This is a genomic window from Flavobacterium maritimum, assembly GCF_040049085.1.
GTDB lineage: Bacteria > Bacteroidota > Bacteroidia > Flavobacteriales > Flavobacteriaceae > Flavobacterium > Flavobacterium maritimum.
This window is the reverse complement of record NZ_JBDLZY010000001.1, coordinates 865,674-884,111: the sequence shown is the minus strand read 5'-3', so window position 1 is coordinate 884,111 and position 18,438 is coordinate 865,674. Positions and strand designations below refer to the sequence as shown.

Here is an 18,438-nt window from a genome sequence, read left to right as displayed (position 1 = left end):
ATTATTATTATTATTATTATTATTATTATTATTATTATTATTATTATTATTATTATTATTATTATTATTATTATTATGTAAAAAATTGCCCTAAACACTTAAAAATCTAAAAATCAATAGATTTTTTTTTAATCGGATAATTATACAGAAATTAGCATCAAATTTGACCAAAAATCAGGTAGTTTTTCTCTTTAAAAAAACCTGAAAAATCATTAAAAAGAAGACCGTTTTATTTATATCTTTGTAAAGTTCTGATTTTATTGATTAAAATTAGGAATAAGTACAGGGCAAATAACAAGCGATGATTTTTTCGCAATAAAGTTGCTAATTTCCGTAAAAAAATAAAAATTTTAATTCCTATACTGTACCTCACAAGCTATTAAGCACTATAAAATAAGGAATACTAATTTCTGTATCGGGAAGTAAATGATTATACAAGATCTAATTGGTGATTATTCAATTTCTGGAAGGAATCAAGATGAGAACCGTGAAGTAACCTATAAAGGTATTTTGAGTTTATCCTTAGATGAGAACAATCGAATTATAGCCAAATGGTTAATTAACAACTCAGACGAACAAAAAGGCTACGGTTTCTTTAAAGACAATATTCTGGTAATTAATTTTAGCTATAAAGGAGAAGACAACAAAACCTATAAGGGAGTCGCTGTTTATCGATGCATCACCAAAGACGTTTTGGATGGATTTTGGTCCGAAAAACATGGAAACCCGCTCTATTTAGGCACTGAACATTGTTTAAGAATGAAAAGCACTGAACAGCTAAACTAGATTGTATCACAGCATTATCTTATTTTTATTTTAAGGTATTCGTAAAAAATCGGAGGACTTTTATACTATTTTCAATTCCCAAGAAGCAAAAAAAATGGCAAAGTCAGAAACATTTGCCAAGTTTTAAAAAGGAACTCTTCGCAGAGCATAACAAGTAACTATTTGATAGTTTTGAGCTTTTGATTTATGATAAATCCGCTATATTAATAAGGATACTTTCCAATATAATTTCCTTTAGGAAAATAGTTGGCAACAAAAATATAACTCCCATCTTTACAAATAGCAACGCCTACCCCAACATCTGTTGTATTTTTCCATATCATTTGAGTATAATGCCCCACTGTTTTATAATTATTATACCCAATTTTAGAGTAGGAATACATTCGCTTTTCTTTATACCAGGCTTTAGACGCATCTACTGCTGTATAGACTGTTCCATTACCCATAAATAAATTTTCACCATACTTCGGATTTTGGCTGTGTTTGAGCGAACATTTTTTTGATGCTAATAAATTAGCATATTTTTGAGCAACTTTGGCAAGTTTTGGGTTCCAAGATAAATTAGGTACTCCAACTTCATCTCTAACAGAATTATGGTGTTCCATAAATTTATCAGCATCTTTAACGGATACTTTACTGCCCGTGTAACTTATTCCTTGAGCCTTTGAGCAAAACGCTACTAAAAACAATAGCCCCATTACTATCTTTCTCATAATTTTATAATTTAGTTAAGCAACTATTTTTATTTGACTATTATTCAAATCAAATTGTTTTATGACCAATATGAATATTTTCACAGACCCAGTTTCCAATAATTAGGCCACTTTCCTTTTCTTGAGTTTTAATCACAAATTCATTTTTAGAATACTGATCCAAAAAAGATTATACGCTACTATCTATCCTTTTTTGCTTATCGACAAGCTTATTGATTTTTTGTGATTGTAAACTTTATATTGTCTTCTACTTTGAACTTTCCAAAACCCAAAGCTGTTTCGTGTATACTCAAAACGTCTTTAAACATAAAAGCTGTTTCTAATTAAAGAAACAGCCTTTACTCACTTGAAACCACTCAAAACAAAACTATTTAATAGTGCTCACTTCAAAAGGAGCAGTCTTACTTTTTTATTAGTTTAGGCAATTTGTCTCTCATTATGATTTTATACATACTGGAAACTTACTTTACCTGAATGCTAACCTCAGTCGGTTTTAACCAGTTGCCACTAAACTTTACAGTTATAGGTTCCTTACCTCCCGTTGCCTGAACATACGCTACTAAATGACCATGAAACACTCTCTGAACATTATCGGTATAATCAGTCATATCAGTATTGTTACCTGCTTCCAATCCTAATAAAGTCCCTGAACCACTTACAGTACAAGTAACTTCATTATCCGAAAGCATTACAGGCAGGCCTTTTTCATCCAGTACCTGTACGATAACTTTTGCAACTCCTTTTTCTTTATTGATTGTGATGTTTTTTTCATTAATCACTAAAGCATGCGGCTGTTGGGAAGACAGTATCGCGTATCGGCTTACTATCTTGTTGTCATTGCTAAGTCCTATTGCTTCTAATTTGCCTGAAGTAAAAGGGATATCCCAGTAAATAACACCTGTTTTTTCATCGTAGTTTTTCTCCTCACCAACCACTTTTCCGTTTAATTCCAGACGGGCTTTGGCGGCATTGGTATAACAAACGACTCTAATCATTTGCCCTTCACTGTAATTCCATAAAGACCAGGCATCTTTAGAAAGTTCTGTATCTTTATTAGCCAAGTAAGTTCCAGCGTAAATCATTGGTTTATCTGACCATAATGATTGGCGGAAATACCCTCTTGGCTTAATAATCCCAGCAAGATCCACTAGTCCTGAGTAGAATCCTCTGGAAGGCCAGCTTCCTGATTCGCCCAAATAATCAATACCTGTCCATAAGAACTGGCCAAAAATATGCTCATTATTTTTTACGGCTAACCAAGGCTCCATGTTATGAACGTTCTCACTGCCGTAAATTACTCTGTTAGGGTATTTTTTGTGGTCAGTCAGGTATTTACTCTCTGTATAATTATATCCAGTAATATCCAAAGCACCCGGATATTCTGTTTCGTTTGACATGGCAACTCCTGCGAGCCCTGCTGTGGTAGGACGTGATTTATCGTATTTTTTTACTGCTGCCACTAAACGTTTGGCAATGGCTCCAAGGCGCATCGCATCTGGTGCATCCTTTTTATAACCACCATAGGCAGCTTGTCCAAATCCTGTATCTTTTCCGCCATCAAGTACTGGATGAGAATACGGATCATTTGGATAATCTACCTCATTACCGATACTCCATCCAAATACAGAAAGGTGATTTCGGTCACGACGTACCATATCTTCCAAATCTTTCTCGGCCCAATCAGCAAAAATATCATAAGAACCTTCAAATCCAGGAACACCTACGTTCCAACCCACTAGCCATTTACGTTTTGGAAACTCCCATTCATCATAAGCTTCATTAAGCACCAATAACCCCATTTCATCACATAGTTCATAAAAATCAGGAGCCTGTGGATTATGACTGGTACGTATTGCATTTACGCCTATTTCTTTCAATGTTTGTAATCTCGTTTTCCAAACTTCGCGAGGTACAGCTGACCCTAAAACTCCTGCATCATGATGAAGACAAACCCCTTTCATTTTCATCCATTTGCCATTAAGTGCGAAACCTTTATTAGGATCGAAAGTAAAGTTTCTAAAACCTGTTTGCGTTACCGTTTTATCAATTGCTTTTCCATCCTTTAAAACAGTCGTTTTTAACTGATACAGATTTGGATGCTCTAAATCCCATAACTTAGGATTTTTTACCTCAATCTTTGTTGCAAGTTTATTTGCTTTATTTGCCGCTACAGCAACTTTTTGAGAACTTTTTGCGACTACTTTTCCGTTAGAATCTAAAAGCTCATTTAGTACGGTAAGATTCGCTTTTGCAGCAGAATTATTTTCTAAATCTACTTCTACATTCAAAATTCCGTTGCTTTTAGTAACTTCTGGATAGGCATACACACCCCATTGTGCAATATGAACAGGATTTGAATAAACCAACCATACATTACGGTAAATACCCGAACCTGTGTACCAACGGGAATCGGCACTCTGACTGTGATCTACTCGTACCGCGATAGTATTATTTTCTCCGTATTTGATATAAGGTGTAGCATCATAAGCAAAAGAAATGTATCCGTTAGGGCGTTTTCCTAATGAGTGCCCGTTAATAAATACCTCACTTCTGTTGTAAACGCCTTCAAAATATAAGTACACTTTTTCTCCACTCTTACTTTTAGGGATATTTATGCTTTTTCGATACCAACCAATTCCTCCCGGAAGGTAACCCGTGCAACTCGCCAAAGTAGGGCTCAACTGCCCTTTTACGCTCCAATCGTGAGGCAAATTAACCGATTGCCACTTACTGTCGTCGTAAGATGTATTTTTAGCTTCCGGAGCATCTTGAAGAGCAAAGGTCCAGCTGTCATTAATTTTTTTTGAATCTCCAAATGATATCTGACTAAAAGCAGATAAGCAGGAAAAAATAAAAATTGGTAATAAGAATTTTTTAATAGCCATTATATATAATTTTTGTTATTCATTAAATCTAGTCTTGTGTATTAGCCTATTGTAGCGCTACTTTCCTACTGGTTTAATTCCCTCGTGGGTTGGTTTTATGAGTAAAATATTGCCAGCTGCATCAAACTCCATTTTATCGATACACACTTCCCTATTAAAACCAGCTGCATCTCCCATAGTAATTCCCTTTGGATAATTGAAGCGGTGGTAAACAATATACCATTCGTCCTTACCAGGGATTTGAATGATTGAATTATGACCTGTCGCATATATCCCTGCTTCTTTATCTTTTGCAATCACCAGATTGTTTTGTGGGATTTTAATTGTACCGAATGGAGAGTCGGAAGTTCCATAACGTACCCGATAATTTTCGCTTCGGGTATCGTCTTCGGACCATAAAAAGTAATATTTACCATTTTTGAAAAAGACAGTAGTCCCTTCACGGAAAGTATCATCGGGAGTCATGACTTTGATTGATTCCTGCTTGATAGAAATCATGTCCTCGTTAAGTTCGGCGCAAGCCATATAACCATTGCCCCAGTACAAATAACTTTTTCCTGTTTGTGGATCCGTGAATACATCTGGGTCGATTTGTTGTCCTCCCGAAACACCATTTGGCAACTTGTCTACCAATGGTTTTCCTGAATCTACAAAAGGACCTTCCGGACTATCGGCAACAGCCACACCAATTTTCTGACCTGCAGTAAAGTAGAAGTAATATTTATACGAGTTTCCAACCTTTTTCTCAGTAATACAAGGAGCCCATGCATTGTTCTTTGCCCAACTAACATCTTTTTCAAGGTCAAGAATAATTCCTTCATCAGTCCAATTCACCAAATCAGGTGAAGAGAAGGTTTTGAAGTAGGTTCCTGACCAACCGTCAAATCCATCACTGGTTGGGTAGATATAATATTTTGAAGTTTTTTCCGAATACAAAACATCGGGATCGGCATAAAAACCGTTCAAGGCAGGATTATTGGCAATCGCAGCAGTAACCGACCAGATTTCCGCCGGTTGTCCTTCTATTTTAACGGTATATTTTACGGCTCCTTTTGTAAAGTCTTGAGCAGCTTTGGGTTCAACGGTCACCCCTGCAAATTTTGTAAAATCAGGTCTAAATGAAGAAAGATTGGTTCCTATTTTTACTGGCAAATGAACTTGCTTCGTAGCATCGTCCGCTTTGATATTGGTTTTCTTAATCTCTTTAGCATCAGCCGAACTCATAATATCCTTTGCATTTCCCCATTTGCTTTCCAATCGAGCCAATTCTTTTGCTGTTATAGGCATAACCGTTCCGTGACGCGGGTGAAAATTCATCGAAATGGCATTATCGATAACAGCAAAGTTTTCTAAATCACTGGTTTTGGTAAACTGATACTTTCCTTTTGTATAAAGATCATACATCAGGATATAATCATTGGAATTATTCAGTTTGAAAACCCCGGCGCCTTCCACAGGATACTTGGTTTGCTGCACATATTTATCTCTCAAAACATAGCCACTGGTAAGTTCATCGGATACGGCAACTTTTATACCCGCTCCCGAACCTTCTGTTTTAAAAAACAAATGGTATTTATTGTCTTTGAAAATAATTTCACCGTCGATACAAGCTCCGTTCGTTGGACTAAAAAACAATTGCTTTGGCTCAGTCTCCAAATCGGTAAAATCAGCATTGGCGTAAGCATAATAAATTTTGTCAATATCATTTCCGTGCTGCATGGACCAATAAATCATATACTTGCCTTTTTGGGCATCATATATAGTTTGCGGTGCCCAAACTCGTTTCAGATTTTCATTGTTTGGATATTTCTTTTGAATATTGATAACCGTCGAACTCCAGTTTACCAAATCGGTTGATTTCAATAAAACCATTGCACGGTTAGAATCCCAACCTTTGGCAGAAACCATATCGGTCACCACCATATAGAACGTTTTTCCATCGGCTCCTCGCAAAATATGTGGATCTCTAATTCCTCCAGTCGAACTGATTTGTTTGGAATCGATAACGGGCTGATTGTTATTCAGTGCTCTAAAGTTGTAACCATCATTGCTGATGGCGAAACGGATCGCTTCTTCGTCGTTTGAGTTTCCTGTGAAATAGGCAAATAAATAGGCGCTTGTTTTTTCCTTTGAAACCTTTACTTCAGACGTAGATGATTTCTTTTTCGAAAGCTGTTGCGCACTGGCGGTTCCGAGAGTCGTCAAGGCTAAAACTAAAACAACCCATTTATAAGTGTTCCTTCTCTTGCAGGATATTTTTGAATTATAGTTCATGCTTTTTTTAATAAGATTTAGCTATTTAGATACTTTAACTATTTTATACAAACCTGCTCCGTGCAGATTGATTTCAGGAGCGAACTCACCCGAAAATTTGCCAAGAAATTTTCCAGACCATAAATCCGTAATTAAATATGTATCGGGAAGTCCGCTATTTTTTAGGTCTATAGAAATTTTAGCACTAGGCGCTGGTGCAGGCCCCGAAGGGTTTTCTGTAAACACAAAAAATTTAGCGGTAGCTCCAGTATTTTGGGTAACACAAGCTTCATCCAATCCAGCAATTGCTTTGAAACGGGTGTAGCCTTCCGGTATGTCAAACTCTATAATTGAATTGGAATGTGTACCAATACCATTTTCATACTTCACCTTATTTACTGTAAGCGCATTTCCGGAAACACTTTGGTTAACCCTTGGTTTTTCCCATCCTGCCGTTGCTTTTATCCATTTTAAACTGGTCAATTTGATGGAATCTTTACCTTTATACAGCATGGGTTCGATCCAGTTGGCGTGATCCCAATCGGTTTTATCACCACCATCATTGACCACTAAATACAATTTTTTAGCACCCGAAATATTAATATCAAGTTTAGCACTTTGACCAGGAGTTGCTTTGGTTATTAATCCGCTGTTCCAAACTGCTTTTTCCTCAGTTACCAAATGTTGATCGGCTGTATTGAAGACTGCGAAGTATTTTGCTCCTGTACCCGGTTCATCGGCAATCCAAGCCGCTTTGTCTTTATCCGTGAAAAGAGGTCTGTTGTTGGTACTTTCGTTAAGAATCTTTAAGACATTTTTATTGGTCAATAAAGAAAGGGTGAATGGGTCATTATCCGGAAGATTCCCGCCAAACATCAAAGGAGATTTAAAAATAGTCCATAAGGTCATCAGCGTATATTGCTCATCCTTAGTAAAAGCCGTCATACGAGGATCTCCTCTTTCCGCCCTGATACCAATACGGCCAAGCGGCAACATATCACCATCAGGATAGGCTCCATAAGAACGCCATTTGTTCCAACGGTCAAATACTTCAAAATGGTCTTTTAATTGTTCCCAGCTATCCCAAAAATCTCCAACGGTACGCCACATATTAGCGTTTTTCTGAACGTGGTCGGCATGCGCCAGAGGAGTTTCCCCTGGAGAAGTGCTCAACACAATTTTACGTCCAGTGCGATCAATGGCCTTGCGAATCATATCGATTTCCCCTTCAAAATAAATAGGAGAAGAAAGATCATCTATTTTAACAAAATCAAGTCCCCAAGAAGCATACAATTCAAAAAGAGAATTATAATATTCCTGAGCGCCCGGTTTACCAGGGATTATCGTATACATGTCGCGTAACCAGCTGCATTGGTCTTTATCAGAATAAATATCTCTAGCCGTCAAATTCGTGCCTTTGATAGCTGAATTTTGTTTTACCGCAATTACGGGTACACCTCTCATTATATGAATACCAAACTTCAACCCTTTTTTATGAAGGTAATCCGCCAGGGGTTTAAAACCCTTTCCTCCTGCTGCAGAAGGAAAACGATTGACTGCCGGTAAAAATCTGCCATATTGGTCCAAAACATAATCGGGATCTTTTTCATTGTATCCATGTGCTTTGTCGTTTCCAACATACCATCTGATATCGACTACAACATAATCCCATCCATATGGTTTTAAATATTTAGCCATATAATCCGCATTGGCTTTTACCTCAGCTTCTGTAACGGTAGGTCCAAAGCAATCCCAGCTGTTCCACCCCATTGGAGGCGTAGCTGCCCAGCTGTGAAAATCTTTATTTGTTTGGGCATGAGCGCTAAAGCCTATTATCGAAAAGAATAAGACTGAGAATACCTTTTTATAAAATTTAGATTGAATCATTTGTATTATTTTTTTAATTGTAATTGTTTGAAATATTGATTTTATGTACATCAACTTATTAAATAAGTGTATTTTATACATTTGTAAATATAAATGAAAAAAGTATCTAAACAAATCAACATGACAAAAAACAGTTTACAAATTATGAGTCTTGTAATAGTTTGAAAACTTCAAAACAAACTCGAATTAAACCTTATTGCAATTCCCCAACAAAAGTGACAACGGATTTGGCCGGAATTTCGATACTATCAATTTTCTGAATGTCAGTTCTTTTTAAATTAGAATTCTCGGAGGTAATATAAGGAGTCACTTCATTGTTTTTGAGTGTTCCTTTTGTCAGATCAAATTTGTATTTCTGAGCCGATTTTCCACAATTGACTGCAACTACAACCAGTTTTTTGCTTTCTGCATCTTTGTAAGCCGTTAGCATCACATCATTTGCAGCCCCCAATTCGTCTTGATTAGGCACATCAATTCGTTGCATACCCGGACGCACGAACAAGGAATAATTCCCCAAAGCCCAAAGCAGTTTGGAATCATGGAATTCCCCATCATTCTTAACATAATCAGGTGTTGTTCCTCCCTTGCTTTTTCCATCATCCAGATAAATCAAACCATCTTTATAATCGACACGGGTTAGTGAAGTCCACCATTGCCATGAAGCCGCATTGGCAAGCGCAATATCATTGTGTATCAAACGTGCCACAAACAAAGCTGTTTGCATACCCAAATCTCTTCCTCCACCGGAACCACCCGGAATTTCAGCTTCTCCCGGATTTTCAAGAATGCAATATTCGGACTGCCAATATTTTAATCCTGGTCTTTGCTTAACATTTGCAGCAATCAGCTTTCGGCTTAAAACCTGTTTATCAATAGGCCAGGTGGTGAAATAACTGTGTCCTAAAATGGCATTTTTGACATTCGGTAATTTTGAAATATTCGTTTTTGCATTACCAAAAAAGTAGTCAATCTGATTGTCGCGATTTTCTCCATTTACATTTTCATACAAATAGTTGATTTGTCCCGCTTCGGCAATAACAATTTCAGTACTCATTTTTTTGGCTTTGAGTTTATCCGAAAGTGCTTTGGTCAAATCATAAATTTCTTGATTGGTAGCTGGCGTTCCTTCCTGGCTGTTTTTATCGCCGTTATTGGCCATCCACTCCCATTGCGGTTCATTTATCGGACTCACATAATCAAATTTAATCCCTTCTTTCTTCTCTAATCCCTGAATGCTTTGAACCAAGAAATCGGCAAATTTTGGAATTGCCCCTTCTTTCAGATTGAGCTTATTTTTTTGAGTTGCAAAAGACAATCCGTTGTTGGTCATATGAACAGGTGCACTATTCGTAAAAATCAGGTATTTTTCCACGCCGCGCTTTTTGGCCGCTTGCAAGAACCATCTCTGCCCTTCTTGTTTCGACCAGTTGTACGTTCCATCGGCGTTTAAGAAACACTCGCTTCTTCTCCATTCGTCCGAAACTTTACTGTTTTCGCCTTGTTCTGTGCTTCCTGCTCCCAAGTTAAACCTCCAAATTGAAAGTCCTATTCCCTTTGGATTTCCCTCTGCATCAATTTCTTTGCTAAACAATAAATCAGCAATGGCATTCTTTTTTTGCTCTGGCCAATTTTTTCCAACAAATTGGCATCGCCAGGCATCCGAACCTCCAAAACCGTCCATAGTTTGCATGACATTATCAGTGCTAATCGTAGCGGTTCGTTGACCAAAAAACAACGAACTCACCAACAATAAAAGCGAGACATAAATTTTTTTCATTTTATTTTCTATCTATCTTATTAAAAAAATAATTAATTGTAACTCCCTACAAAAGTGACCACGGACCTTGGTGCAATTTGAATTTTGTCGCCCTTCACAGCAGCCCCTTTTTTCAAACTGGCTGTGTCAGAAGTTGTATATGGAATCAATTGATTGTCCTTTAAAGTTCCTCCCGAAAGATTGAGTTTATAAGTCCTTGCCGACTTTCCGTAATTAACGGCTACTACCACCAATTTTTTGTTTGCCACATCTTTATAGGCTGTAAGCATCACATCTGTTGAAGCTGATACATAATTTTGATCCGGAATTTGGACACGAATCATCCCCGGTTTGACAAAAAACGAGAAATTCCCAAGAGCCCATAAAATTTTTGTTTCCCTGATGGTACCGTCATTTTTGCAATAGTTGGCATCTCCCCAGCTGTGACCGGCACTCGCACCATCATCAACATGAATCAATCCGTCTTTATAATCGCCACGGCTGATTCCTACCCACCATTGCCAGGACGTAACATTTGCAACAGCAATATCGTTACTGACAATACGAGCAACCCAAAGGGCCGTTTGCATCCCTAAATCTCTCCCCGGACCTGAACCTCCAGGAATTTCGGCTGTACCTGGGCTCTCCATCACACAATACTCTGTTTCCCATAAACTAAGTCCCGGAACCGATTTTACTCGTGAAGAGACCAATTCTCTCGAAGATATTTGTTCGTTTACAGGCCAAACTTGCCAGTAAGCATGTCCCGAAATTGTTTTTTTAACATTACTCATATTAGCAATGCTTTTGGCTGAATTAACGCCAAAGAAATAATCAATCTGGTTGGATCTGCCTGTCTGTCCAGTCATTTCTTTGTAGAGACAGTCATACGCTGCCGCTTCTCCCAGTACTATTTGACTATTGGAACCTCGTTCTTTTAATTTTTGAGAAATAGAGCTTACTAAATTATAGATCTCACTATTCATCGCGGCTGTTCCTTCTTGGCCTGCCCAACCATCTGCGGCAGGATTCCAGTTGTACTGTGGCTCGTTAATTGGGCTGATATAATCGATGTCAACGCCGTCTTTGAGTTTGATATTTTCGATACAACTAACCCAGAAATCGGCCAAATCATCGTACTTATCCGTTTGTAAATTCAAATAACTGCCTTCATCCGAAAATGCTTTTCCATTTTTGGTAAAATGAACTGGCGGACTACCGGTAAATGCCAGTATTTTTTCAACACCTCTGGCTTTTGCAGCCTTCATGAACCATCTTTGTCCGGCCTGTTTTTCCCAGTTATAAGTTCCGTCAGCATTAAGAAAACACTCACTTCTTCTCCATTCATCATTTATAAAACTGCCTTCTCCCTGTTCGGCACTACCGGCTCCAAGGTTGAAACGCCATAAAGACAAACCGATACCCTTTGGATTTCCATCCACATCCAGTTCCTTGCTAAACAACAAATCTGCCATCTGATTTCTTTTGTCTAAAGGCCAATTCTTTCCGATAAACTGGCATTGCCATCCATCCGAAGCTCCAAAACCTTCCATCGTCTGCTGATTGGCATTCAGGTCTATCTTTAAATCCCTTGTTGTTGAAGCAACGGGTGCTTCCGTTTCTTTTACATCCGATTCGCATCCGATTATAAATAAAACAGTTAGCAGGAAAAAAGGAAAATATGTTTTTTTCATTTTTCGTTTTGTTTGTACTTTACTTATCTTCTACATTTTCCCCTCTCTCAAAAAATTGGAGAAGCAACTATTCAATGCTGTTAAACAGTAATTGTAAATCTTATTATCAGCTAATGATTCAATAAATTGCTTATTTATAAGTCCCTGTGTATGTGACAACCGATTTTGCAGGTATTTCAAAATTAGCAGCATCAACATCAGCCCCTTTTTTCAAACTTTTAGTATCAGAAGTTGTATAAGAAGTCAATTTATTATTGTCCAAAGTTCCTCCTGAAAGATTCAATTTGTAAGTTCTTGCGGAGCTACCGTAATTAACCGCTACAATTACCAGTTTTTTATTCGCCACATCTTTGTAAGCTGTTAGCATTACATCCGTCGTAGCTGCCGAATTATCTAAACCTGGTATTTGAACCCTTACCATTCCTGGCTTTACAAAAAATGAGAAGTTCCCTAAAGCCCAAAGTATTTTGGTCTCTCTAACATTTCCATCATTTTTACAATAATCAGCATTACCTGCTCCATTACTCGCTCCATCATCAACATGAACCAATCCGTCTTTATAATCACCACGACTTATGGCAGTCCACCATTGCCAAGAGGAAACTCCCCCAATTGCAATATCAGTGCTAATGATACGGGCTACCCAAAGAGCGGTTTTTATACCCAAATCTCTTCCTGGACCTCCGCCACCTGGCAATTCAGCTGTTCCCGGGCTTTCAAGAATACAATATTCAGAAGACCAAAGACTAAGTCCCGGAACTGCTTGTATTTTTGTAGCAGCAGATTGTCTGGAAGAAATGAGCTCACTCAGTGGCCAAGCTTGCCAGTAACTGTGTCCCGATATAGTTTTCTTTACATTGCTCAATCCTCCAATATTTTTGGTCGAATTCACACCAAAGAAATAATCAATCTGGTTGGATCTGCTCTCTTTACCCGAAACTGTTTTATAAAGCGGTTCATAGGCTCCTGCTTCACCTACCACAATTTGGGAACTAAGTCCTTTCGATTGCAATTTTGGAGATAAAATCGTTACAAAACTGTTTATATTGGCATTTGTCGCTGGGGAACCTTCCTGATTGGTACCGTCCCATTCGTATTGTGGTTCATTGAAAGGACTGATATAATCTATTGTCAAGCCGTGTTCTGTTTTCAATTTATCAATAGAATTAACCCAAAAATCAGCTAGTTCCGGCATTTTTCCATCCTTCAAATTGTAAAACTCTTTAATGGTTGCGTGTGCTTTACCGTTGTTTGTTAAATAAACAGGCGCACTATTTGTGAAAGCCAATAATTTTTCGACTCCGCGTTCCTTAGCGGCTTTCATAAACCATACTTGACCTGCTTGTTTGCTCATATTGTAAGTAACACCATCAGCAGTAAAACATTCTGTACGTCGCCATTCATCTCCTATATCACTTGCTTCTCCTTGTTCTGCACTTCCCGCACCAAGGTTAAAACGCCACAATGACAATCCAATCCCTTTCGGGTTTCCTTCACTATCAACTTCTCGACTAAATAATAAGTCAGCGATCTGATTTCTTTTATCGACAGGCCAATTTTTTCCGATAAAATTACATTGCCAGGCATCTGATGCTCCGAAGCTCTCCATCGTCTGAAGATTCATATCAAGATTCACATTCAAATCTCTGGTAGTAGAAGCTACAGGGGGTGGATTTTCAGCTGTATCCGATTCACAACTAATTAATACCGAGTTAATGAAAAGTAAGCCCGCAAATAGCAGGCTTACTTTATAGTTATTAATCAACTTCATATTAGTAACCAGGGTTTTGTGTAATTACACCTCCACTTAAATCTATTTCCAATTGAGGTATTGGCCACAACAAATTTTTAGAAGGACTGAAATTGATTCCTTTATCTTGTGATTCTCTCAAGTTGGTAGTTTCATATGGATCAGTAGAGCTCAAGTTGTATTGAACAAAAGTACCACTAGGCCCCATCAAAGATTCGATCACAGGTCTTCCTGTGCTTGGATCCTTTTCACGACGAATATCGAACAAACGCAATCCTTCGAAAGCTAATTCTAAACGACGCTCTTTGTAAATTTGTTTCAGTAAACTAGGACCTGCTAAACCTGTTTTAGGATCAAGTTCTACACGAGCTCTAATAACATTGATGTCAGACAAAGCTCCTCCAGCATTTCCTAAATGATAGTTCGCTTCTGCTCTTGTCAGATACATTTCAGCCAAACGAATCAACGGCACATTCAACGGTAAGTGTCCGTCTTTTTTGTCTAAAGCACGACGGGTTTCAATAGGAATGTAGTATTTACGACAAATACGTCCCGATTTGTTGTCGTTCAAGCTAAATTTGTGGGTTGGATTAAGAACCTCATCTCCATAAGCAGCTTCTCCCCATTTTGTGATGGTACTTCTGCGACGGATTTCATCATTTTCAGAAAGATAAGCGTTTTCTAAATCACTTGTTGGCATACACCATCCCCAACCGTCAATAACATCTTGCGCATCATTGCTTGGGAAATATTTTTTGTCTTCCCCTCTTGCTCCTGAGAAAGTAGGCAACATAGATCCTAAACTCTTATCTTGTACATCTGAAGACTGTGCTTCAAGGATAGACTCAACTCCGTTATGGTTATTGACATCCCATATTTTTAGGAAATCAGACTCTAACGCAAAAGGCCCTTCGTTGATAACCTTGTCAGCATATTGTTTTGCTTCAGCCCATTTCTCTTGGAAAAGAGATACACGTGCCAATAAAGCGTAAGCAGCCCATTTATTAACTCTTCCGTTTCTGTCTACCGGAATATCTTCTAATTTCGCAGCAGATTCTTTAAGGTCGGCCTCTATTTGTGCATAAACTGTTGCAACAGGACTACGCTCCAGACTCAAATCACTTGTTCCTAATGATTTTGTATACAAAGGAACGTCTCCAAAGTTATTCACCAACTCATAGTAGCAATACGCACGAACAAACAATGATTCTCCCATGTACTGATTTCTTTGAGATTCGCTAATCGGAGATTCCGCCATTTTCTCTAAACCAATATTACAAGATTGAATAGTATAGTAATGCGCAGTATAAATACTGTTCATAGATCCCATATTGTCAGACGTAATAATATATTGCGCACAAGGTCTAAAAGCACTGTTGTCTTGCCCTGTATTGCCCATCCAAGCATCGTCTGTCGCTGTTTCGTTTGTTAATCTTGGCGCCAGTAATGTATACCAATCATTAGAAAGCAACAACCTGTGTGTTAGCTCATTAACATAATTCTCACATTCCTGCGCAGTTTGAAAATAGTTTTCAATGCTCTGAACCCCTCTTGTCTCTTTTTCAATAAATTCCTCGCAGGAAACTGCAAACACAGAAAAAGCTATTATTGATAATATTATTTTTTTCATATCCTTTAATTATTAAAATGCTACATTAAGACCAAACAAAACTGTTGGCTGAACCGGATAATTCCATCCTCCGAATCCAGATCCTTTAACTCTGTCTCCTTTATCAGGATCTCCTCCACCTACTTCAGGATCAACACCTGTATAGTCAGTTATTGTCCATAAGTTTTGACCGGATACAGACAATCTTAGTTTGTCTAAACCAAATTGATTTAAGAATGTATATCCTATCTGAAGATTTTTCATACGCATGAATGAACCGTCTTCAACATACAGAGAAGAGAATTTTGTGAAGTTTTCGTTATTATCATCTTTAGACAAACGAGGAACATAATTTGAAGTTCCCTCTCCATTCCAAGCCATTTGGTCTAATCCGCTTACTTTATTGGTCAAACTTGTACCGTTATACAAATCAGAAATATTTTGGTTTACCAATTCGTTTCCGATACTTGCATAGAAATTAGCAATCAAATCAAATTGTTTGTATGCAAAATTCAAATTCAATCCCATAGTATAATCAGCCCAAGGAGAACCAATTTTTGCTCTGTCTTTATCGTCTAATTTACCATCACCGTTCAAATCTTTGAAACGAACATCCCCTGCTTGTGCATACGGCTGCAATTTAGTTCCGTGTTCATCTGTATGTGAATTCAATTCTGTTTGATTTTGGAACAAACCATCAGCAACATATCCGTAGAAGTATCCTGGCTCATCGCCCTCAACAGTTAAAGTTCTGTTACCACTTCCGTACAATTTTTCTCCTTCTGCTGACAAAGAAATCATGTCAACATTAACAGTAGTAAAAGTAAGGTCAGCTCCATAAGAGAAATCTCCTTTTCTTTCTTTATAAGAAACCAACAAGTCAATACCATTCGATCTCATCGAACCAACGTTTGTCCAGATTGTTGAGTATCCAGGGAAACCACTATAAGTAGGATATTGTTTTAAGAACAACATATCTTTAGTTGTTTTTTGATAATACTCTACCGAACCGGAAAGTTTGTTTTTCCATAATCCGAAATCAAGACCAAAGTTTATGTCTTCAACAGTTTCCCATTTGATGTCTTTGTTTGCCATAGAAGATGGATAAGAAGTATCCACAATAACATCACCAATTGGATAATATCCTTGCCCGATGTTTGATTCATAAACCGAACCAGGTAAACTTTGATTACCAACTCTACCCCAACCAGCTCTGAATCTAAGATCATTTACAACCGCTTTAGCATCGGACATAAAGTCTTCGTTTGTAATTCTCCATGAAGCAGATGCAGATGGGAAGTTCGCCCATTTGTTTTCAGCCATGAATTTAGAAGAACCATCACGTCTGAATGTTCCTGTAAAATAGTATTTACCATCATAATTATAAGACAAACGGGAAATGAATGATACTAAAGAACTTGACCAACTGTTACCACCACTATCAAAGTTTTTGGTTGCAGCATTTAACTCTCTCATGGCATCGGAGTTATTTGGTACACCTTCTCCGTACCCCCAAACATCACGTCCGTTGTATTCCTCCATAGTAGTACCTACCATTAAAGAAGCATTGTGTTTTTCAGCAAATGTTTTTGAATAGGTTCCTGTTGTTTGCCATGTCCAGTCGTTGTTTGTAGTATTAGATCTCTGAATAGTGTTGATTTCCGCTTTTTCATGTGCCGCATCAATTACAAAATCCGGTGTAAATTTACTCCACACTTTATCTCCAACTTCAATAGATCCTTGTGTACGGAACACCAAACCTTTGATTGGCTCATATTGTAAATAAGCATTCGAATTCAGGTTATACAAATCGGTATAATCATCATATCTTTTTACAGCAGCAACGGGATTCCACACATACGAAGGAGATCGTGCATAGATACTGTACTCGTTTTCTGTACCATCTAATTGATCAGCTGGTTTGTAAATTGGTGTAATTGGATCAATTTTATCAAAATCAGCCCAGTTATTTGGTGAACCCCATGTTTCGTAACGTGGGTTTAAAGTAATTCCTGCAGAAACTTTATCAGAAAACTTGAAATCATTAGCAATTCTTGCCGTGATTCTTTCCCATCCTCCTACTTCATAAAAAGACTCAGAGTTGTAATAGTTTAAACTTACGGCATACGTATGTGTGTCAGAACCTCCCGAAACTCCTAAAGAAGCATTTGTTACAGGAGATGCTTCTTCAATTCCAGCACCCCACCAATCCGTAGTTTTTCCTCTGTATTGTTCCGCATTTGGTAAATATTCAGAATAACCCGCATTGGTATATGCTTTGTTCATAATATTGGCATAATTTTCAGCATTTGCCATATTATATGGGTTATTCATAAATTGAAAACCATTACTTAAATCAATATTGAATTTTGCTTTTCCGATTTTACCTTTTTTGGTAGTAATAAGGATTACACCATTAGAGGCACGAGAACCGTAGATTGCACTTGCAGAGGCATCTTTTAGTACCTCCATAGACTCAATTTCATTACTGCTCAAAAAATTGATACTGGTACCCATCGGAATACCATCAACCACATAAAGAGGGTCGGTACTAAGGTTAACCGTAGAGATCCCGCGAATAAGTACTCGTGGTTGGGCCCCAGGTCCTCCAGCGCCTGTGATTTGTACCCCGGCAACTTTACCTTGCAATGATTCAGTAGCATTACCAACAGTCATTGTTTGAAGTTCTTTTCCTTTTATGGAAGCAATCGAACTCGTAACATCACTTTTCTTTACTGTTGCGTAACCAACCACTACCACTTCTTCCAGCGCTTGGCTTGATTCTTCCAAGACAACATCAACAACGGTTTGATCATCCACTTTTATTGCTTTGGTAGTAAACCCAACGAAAGAAAATTCAAGTTGGGCGTCTTTGTTAGGAACTACTATAACATACTTTCCGTCATAATCGGTCGAAGCTGAAGTTTTTGTTCCTTTCACGAAAACATTTACTCCGGGAATCGGTACAGAACCCTTGTCTGTAACAGTCCCTTTTACTGTTACCTGTGCAAATGTTGCAGCACTGCACAACACGGCAATAAATAACCATATAAATTTAAATTTCATATTAAGATATTTTATTAATTAATGTTACAATCAAAGTCG

10 protein-coding genes are annotated in these 18,438 nt (G+C 37.8%); 1 reads left to right on the top strand and 9 read right to left on the bottom strand.

The features are described from left to right. Positions 1-426 precede the first annotated feature (426 nt). Positions 427-786, top strand: coding sequence for a hypothetical protein (locus ABEB23_RS03940; protein WP_348811069.1), 360 nt, complete (start codon positions 427-429; stop codon positions 784-786). Positions 787-989: 203 nt separating this feature from the next. On the opposite strand, the gene ABEB23_RS03935 is transcribed toward ABEB23_RS03940, so the two are convergent. From ABEB23_RS03935 to ABEB23_RS03895, 9 genes are all read right to left on the bottom strand, one after another. Beyond that, on the bottom strand, positions 990-1,499 hold the full coding sequence (locus tag ABEB23_RS03935; protein ID WP_348811068.1) for a CAP domain-containing protein: 510 nt from the start codon (positions 1,497-1,499) through the stop codon (positions 990-992). A 461-nt stretch (positions 1,500-1,960) separates the two neighbouring features. Beyond that, positions 1,961-4,384 carry a glycoside hydrolase family 2 TIM barrel-domain containing protein gene (locus ABEB23_RS03930; RefSeq protein WP_348811067.1) on the bottom strand — a complete coding sequence of 808 codons (2,424 nt, stop codon included), beginning with the start codon at positions 4,382-4,384 and terminating at the stop codon, positions 1,961-1,963. A gap of 57 nt (positions 4,385-4,441) precedes the next feature. Then, a complete protein-coding gene (locus ABEB23_RS03925; protein WP_348811066.1) occupies positions 4,442-6,658 on the bottom strand; it encodes a glycoside hydrolase family 43 protein in 2,217 nt (738 codons plus the stop codon). A gap of 21 nt (positions 6,659-6,679) precedes the next feature. Continuing rightward, entirely contained in the window at positions 6,680-8,524 is a 1,845-nt protein-coding gene (locus ABEB23_RS03920) for an NPCBM/NEW2 domain-containing protein (RefSeq protein ID WP_348811065.1), read from the bottom strand. A gap of 193 nt (positions 8,525-8,717) precedes the next feature. Then, the gene (locus ABEB23_RS03915; RefSeq protein ID WP_348811064.1) at positions 8,718-10,301 is read right to left on the bottom strand and encodes a glycoside hydrolase; all 1,584 of its coding nucleotides are present in this window, start codon (positions 10,299-10,301) and stop codon (positions 8,718-8,720) included. A 32-nt stretch (positions 10,302-10,333) separates the two neighbouring features. After that, positions 10,334-11,974 (bottom strand): glycoside hydrolase, encoded by a 1,641-nt coding sequence (locus tag ABEB23_RS03910; RefSeq protein WP_348811063.1) that lies wholly within the window; start codon positions 11,972-11,974, stop codon positions 10,334-10,336. 130 nt (positions 11,975-12,104) lie between these two features. Next, positions 12,105-13,745, bottom strand: a complete 1,641-nt coding sequence (locus ABEB23_RS03905; protein WP_348811062.1) for a glycoside hydrolase — start codon at positions 13,743-13,745, stop codon at positions 12,105-12,107. 1 nt (position 13,746) lies between these two features. Continuing rightward, complete coding sequence (locus tag ABEB23_RS03900; RefSeq protein ID WP_348811061.1) at positions 13,747-15,354, bottom strand: RagB/SusD family nutrient uptake outer membrane protein; 1,608 nt, start codon at positions 15,352-15,354, stop codon at positions 13,747-13,749. A 12-nt stretch (positions 15,355-15,366) separates the two neighbouring features. After that, positions 15,367-18,399 (bottom strand): SusC/RagA family TonB-linked outer membrane protein, encoded by a 3,033-nt coding sequence (locus ABEB23_RS03895; RefSeq protein WP_348811060.1) that lies wholly within the window; start codon positions 18,397-18,399, stop codon positions 15,367-15,369. Positions 18,400-18,438 lie beyond the last annotated feature (39 nt).

Bases quoted from the DNA above. Each gene is read 5' to 3' on its own strand.
- ABEB23_RS03940 (WP_348811069.1), top strand. From the start codon at position 427: ATGATTATACAAGATCTAATTGGTGATTATTCAATTTCTGGAAGGAAT.
- ABEB23_RS03935 (WP_348811068.1), bottom strand. From the start codon at position 1,499: ATGAGAAAGATAGTAATGGGGCTATTGTTTTTAGTAGCGTTTTGCTCA.
- ABEB23_RS03930 (WP_348811067.1), bottom strand. From the start codon at position 4,384: ATGGCTATTAAAAAATTCTTATTACCAATTTTTATTTTTTCCTGCTTA.
- ABEB23_RS03925 (WP_348811066.1), bottom strand. From the start codon at position 6,658: ATGAACTATAATTCAAAAATATCCTGCAAGAGAAGGAACACTTATAAA.
- ABEB23_RS03920 (WP_348811065.1), bottom strand. From the start codon at position 8,524: ATGATTCAATCTAAATTTTATAAAAAGGTATTCTCAGTCTTATTCTTT.
- ABEB23_RS03915 (WP_348811064.1), bottom strand. From the start codon at position 10,301: ATGAAAAAAATTTATGTCTCGCTTTTATTGTTGGTGAGTTCGTTGTTT.
- ABEB23_RS03910 (WP_348811063.1), bottom strand. From the start codon at position 11,974: ATGAAAAAAACATATTTTCCTTTTTTCCTGCTAACTGTTTTATTTATA.
- ABEB23_RS03905 (WP_348811062.1), bottom strand. From the start codon at position 13,745: ATGAAGTTGATTAATAACTATAAAGTAAGCCTGCTATTTGCGGGCTTA.
- ABEB23_RS03900 (WP_348811061.1), bottom strand. From the start codon at position 15,354: ATGAAAAAAATAATATTATCAATAATAGCTTTTTCTGTGTTTGCAGTT.
- ABEB23_RS03895 (WP_348811060.1), bottom strand. From the start codon at position 18,399: ATGAAATTTAAATTTATATGGTTATTTATTGCCGTGTTGTGCAGTGCT.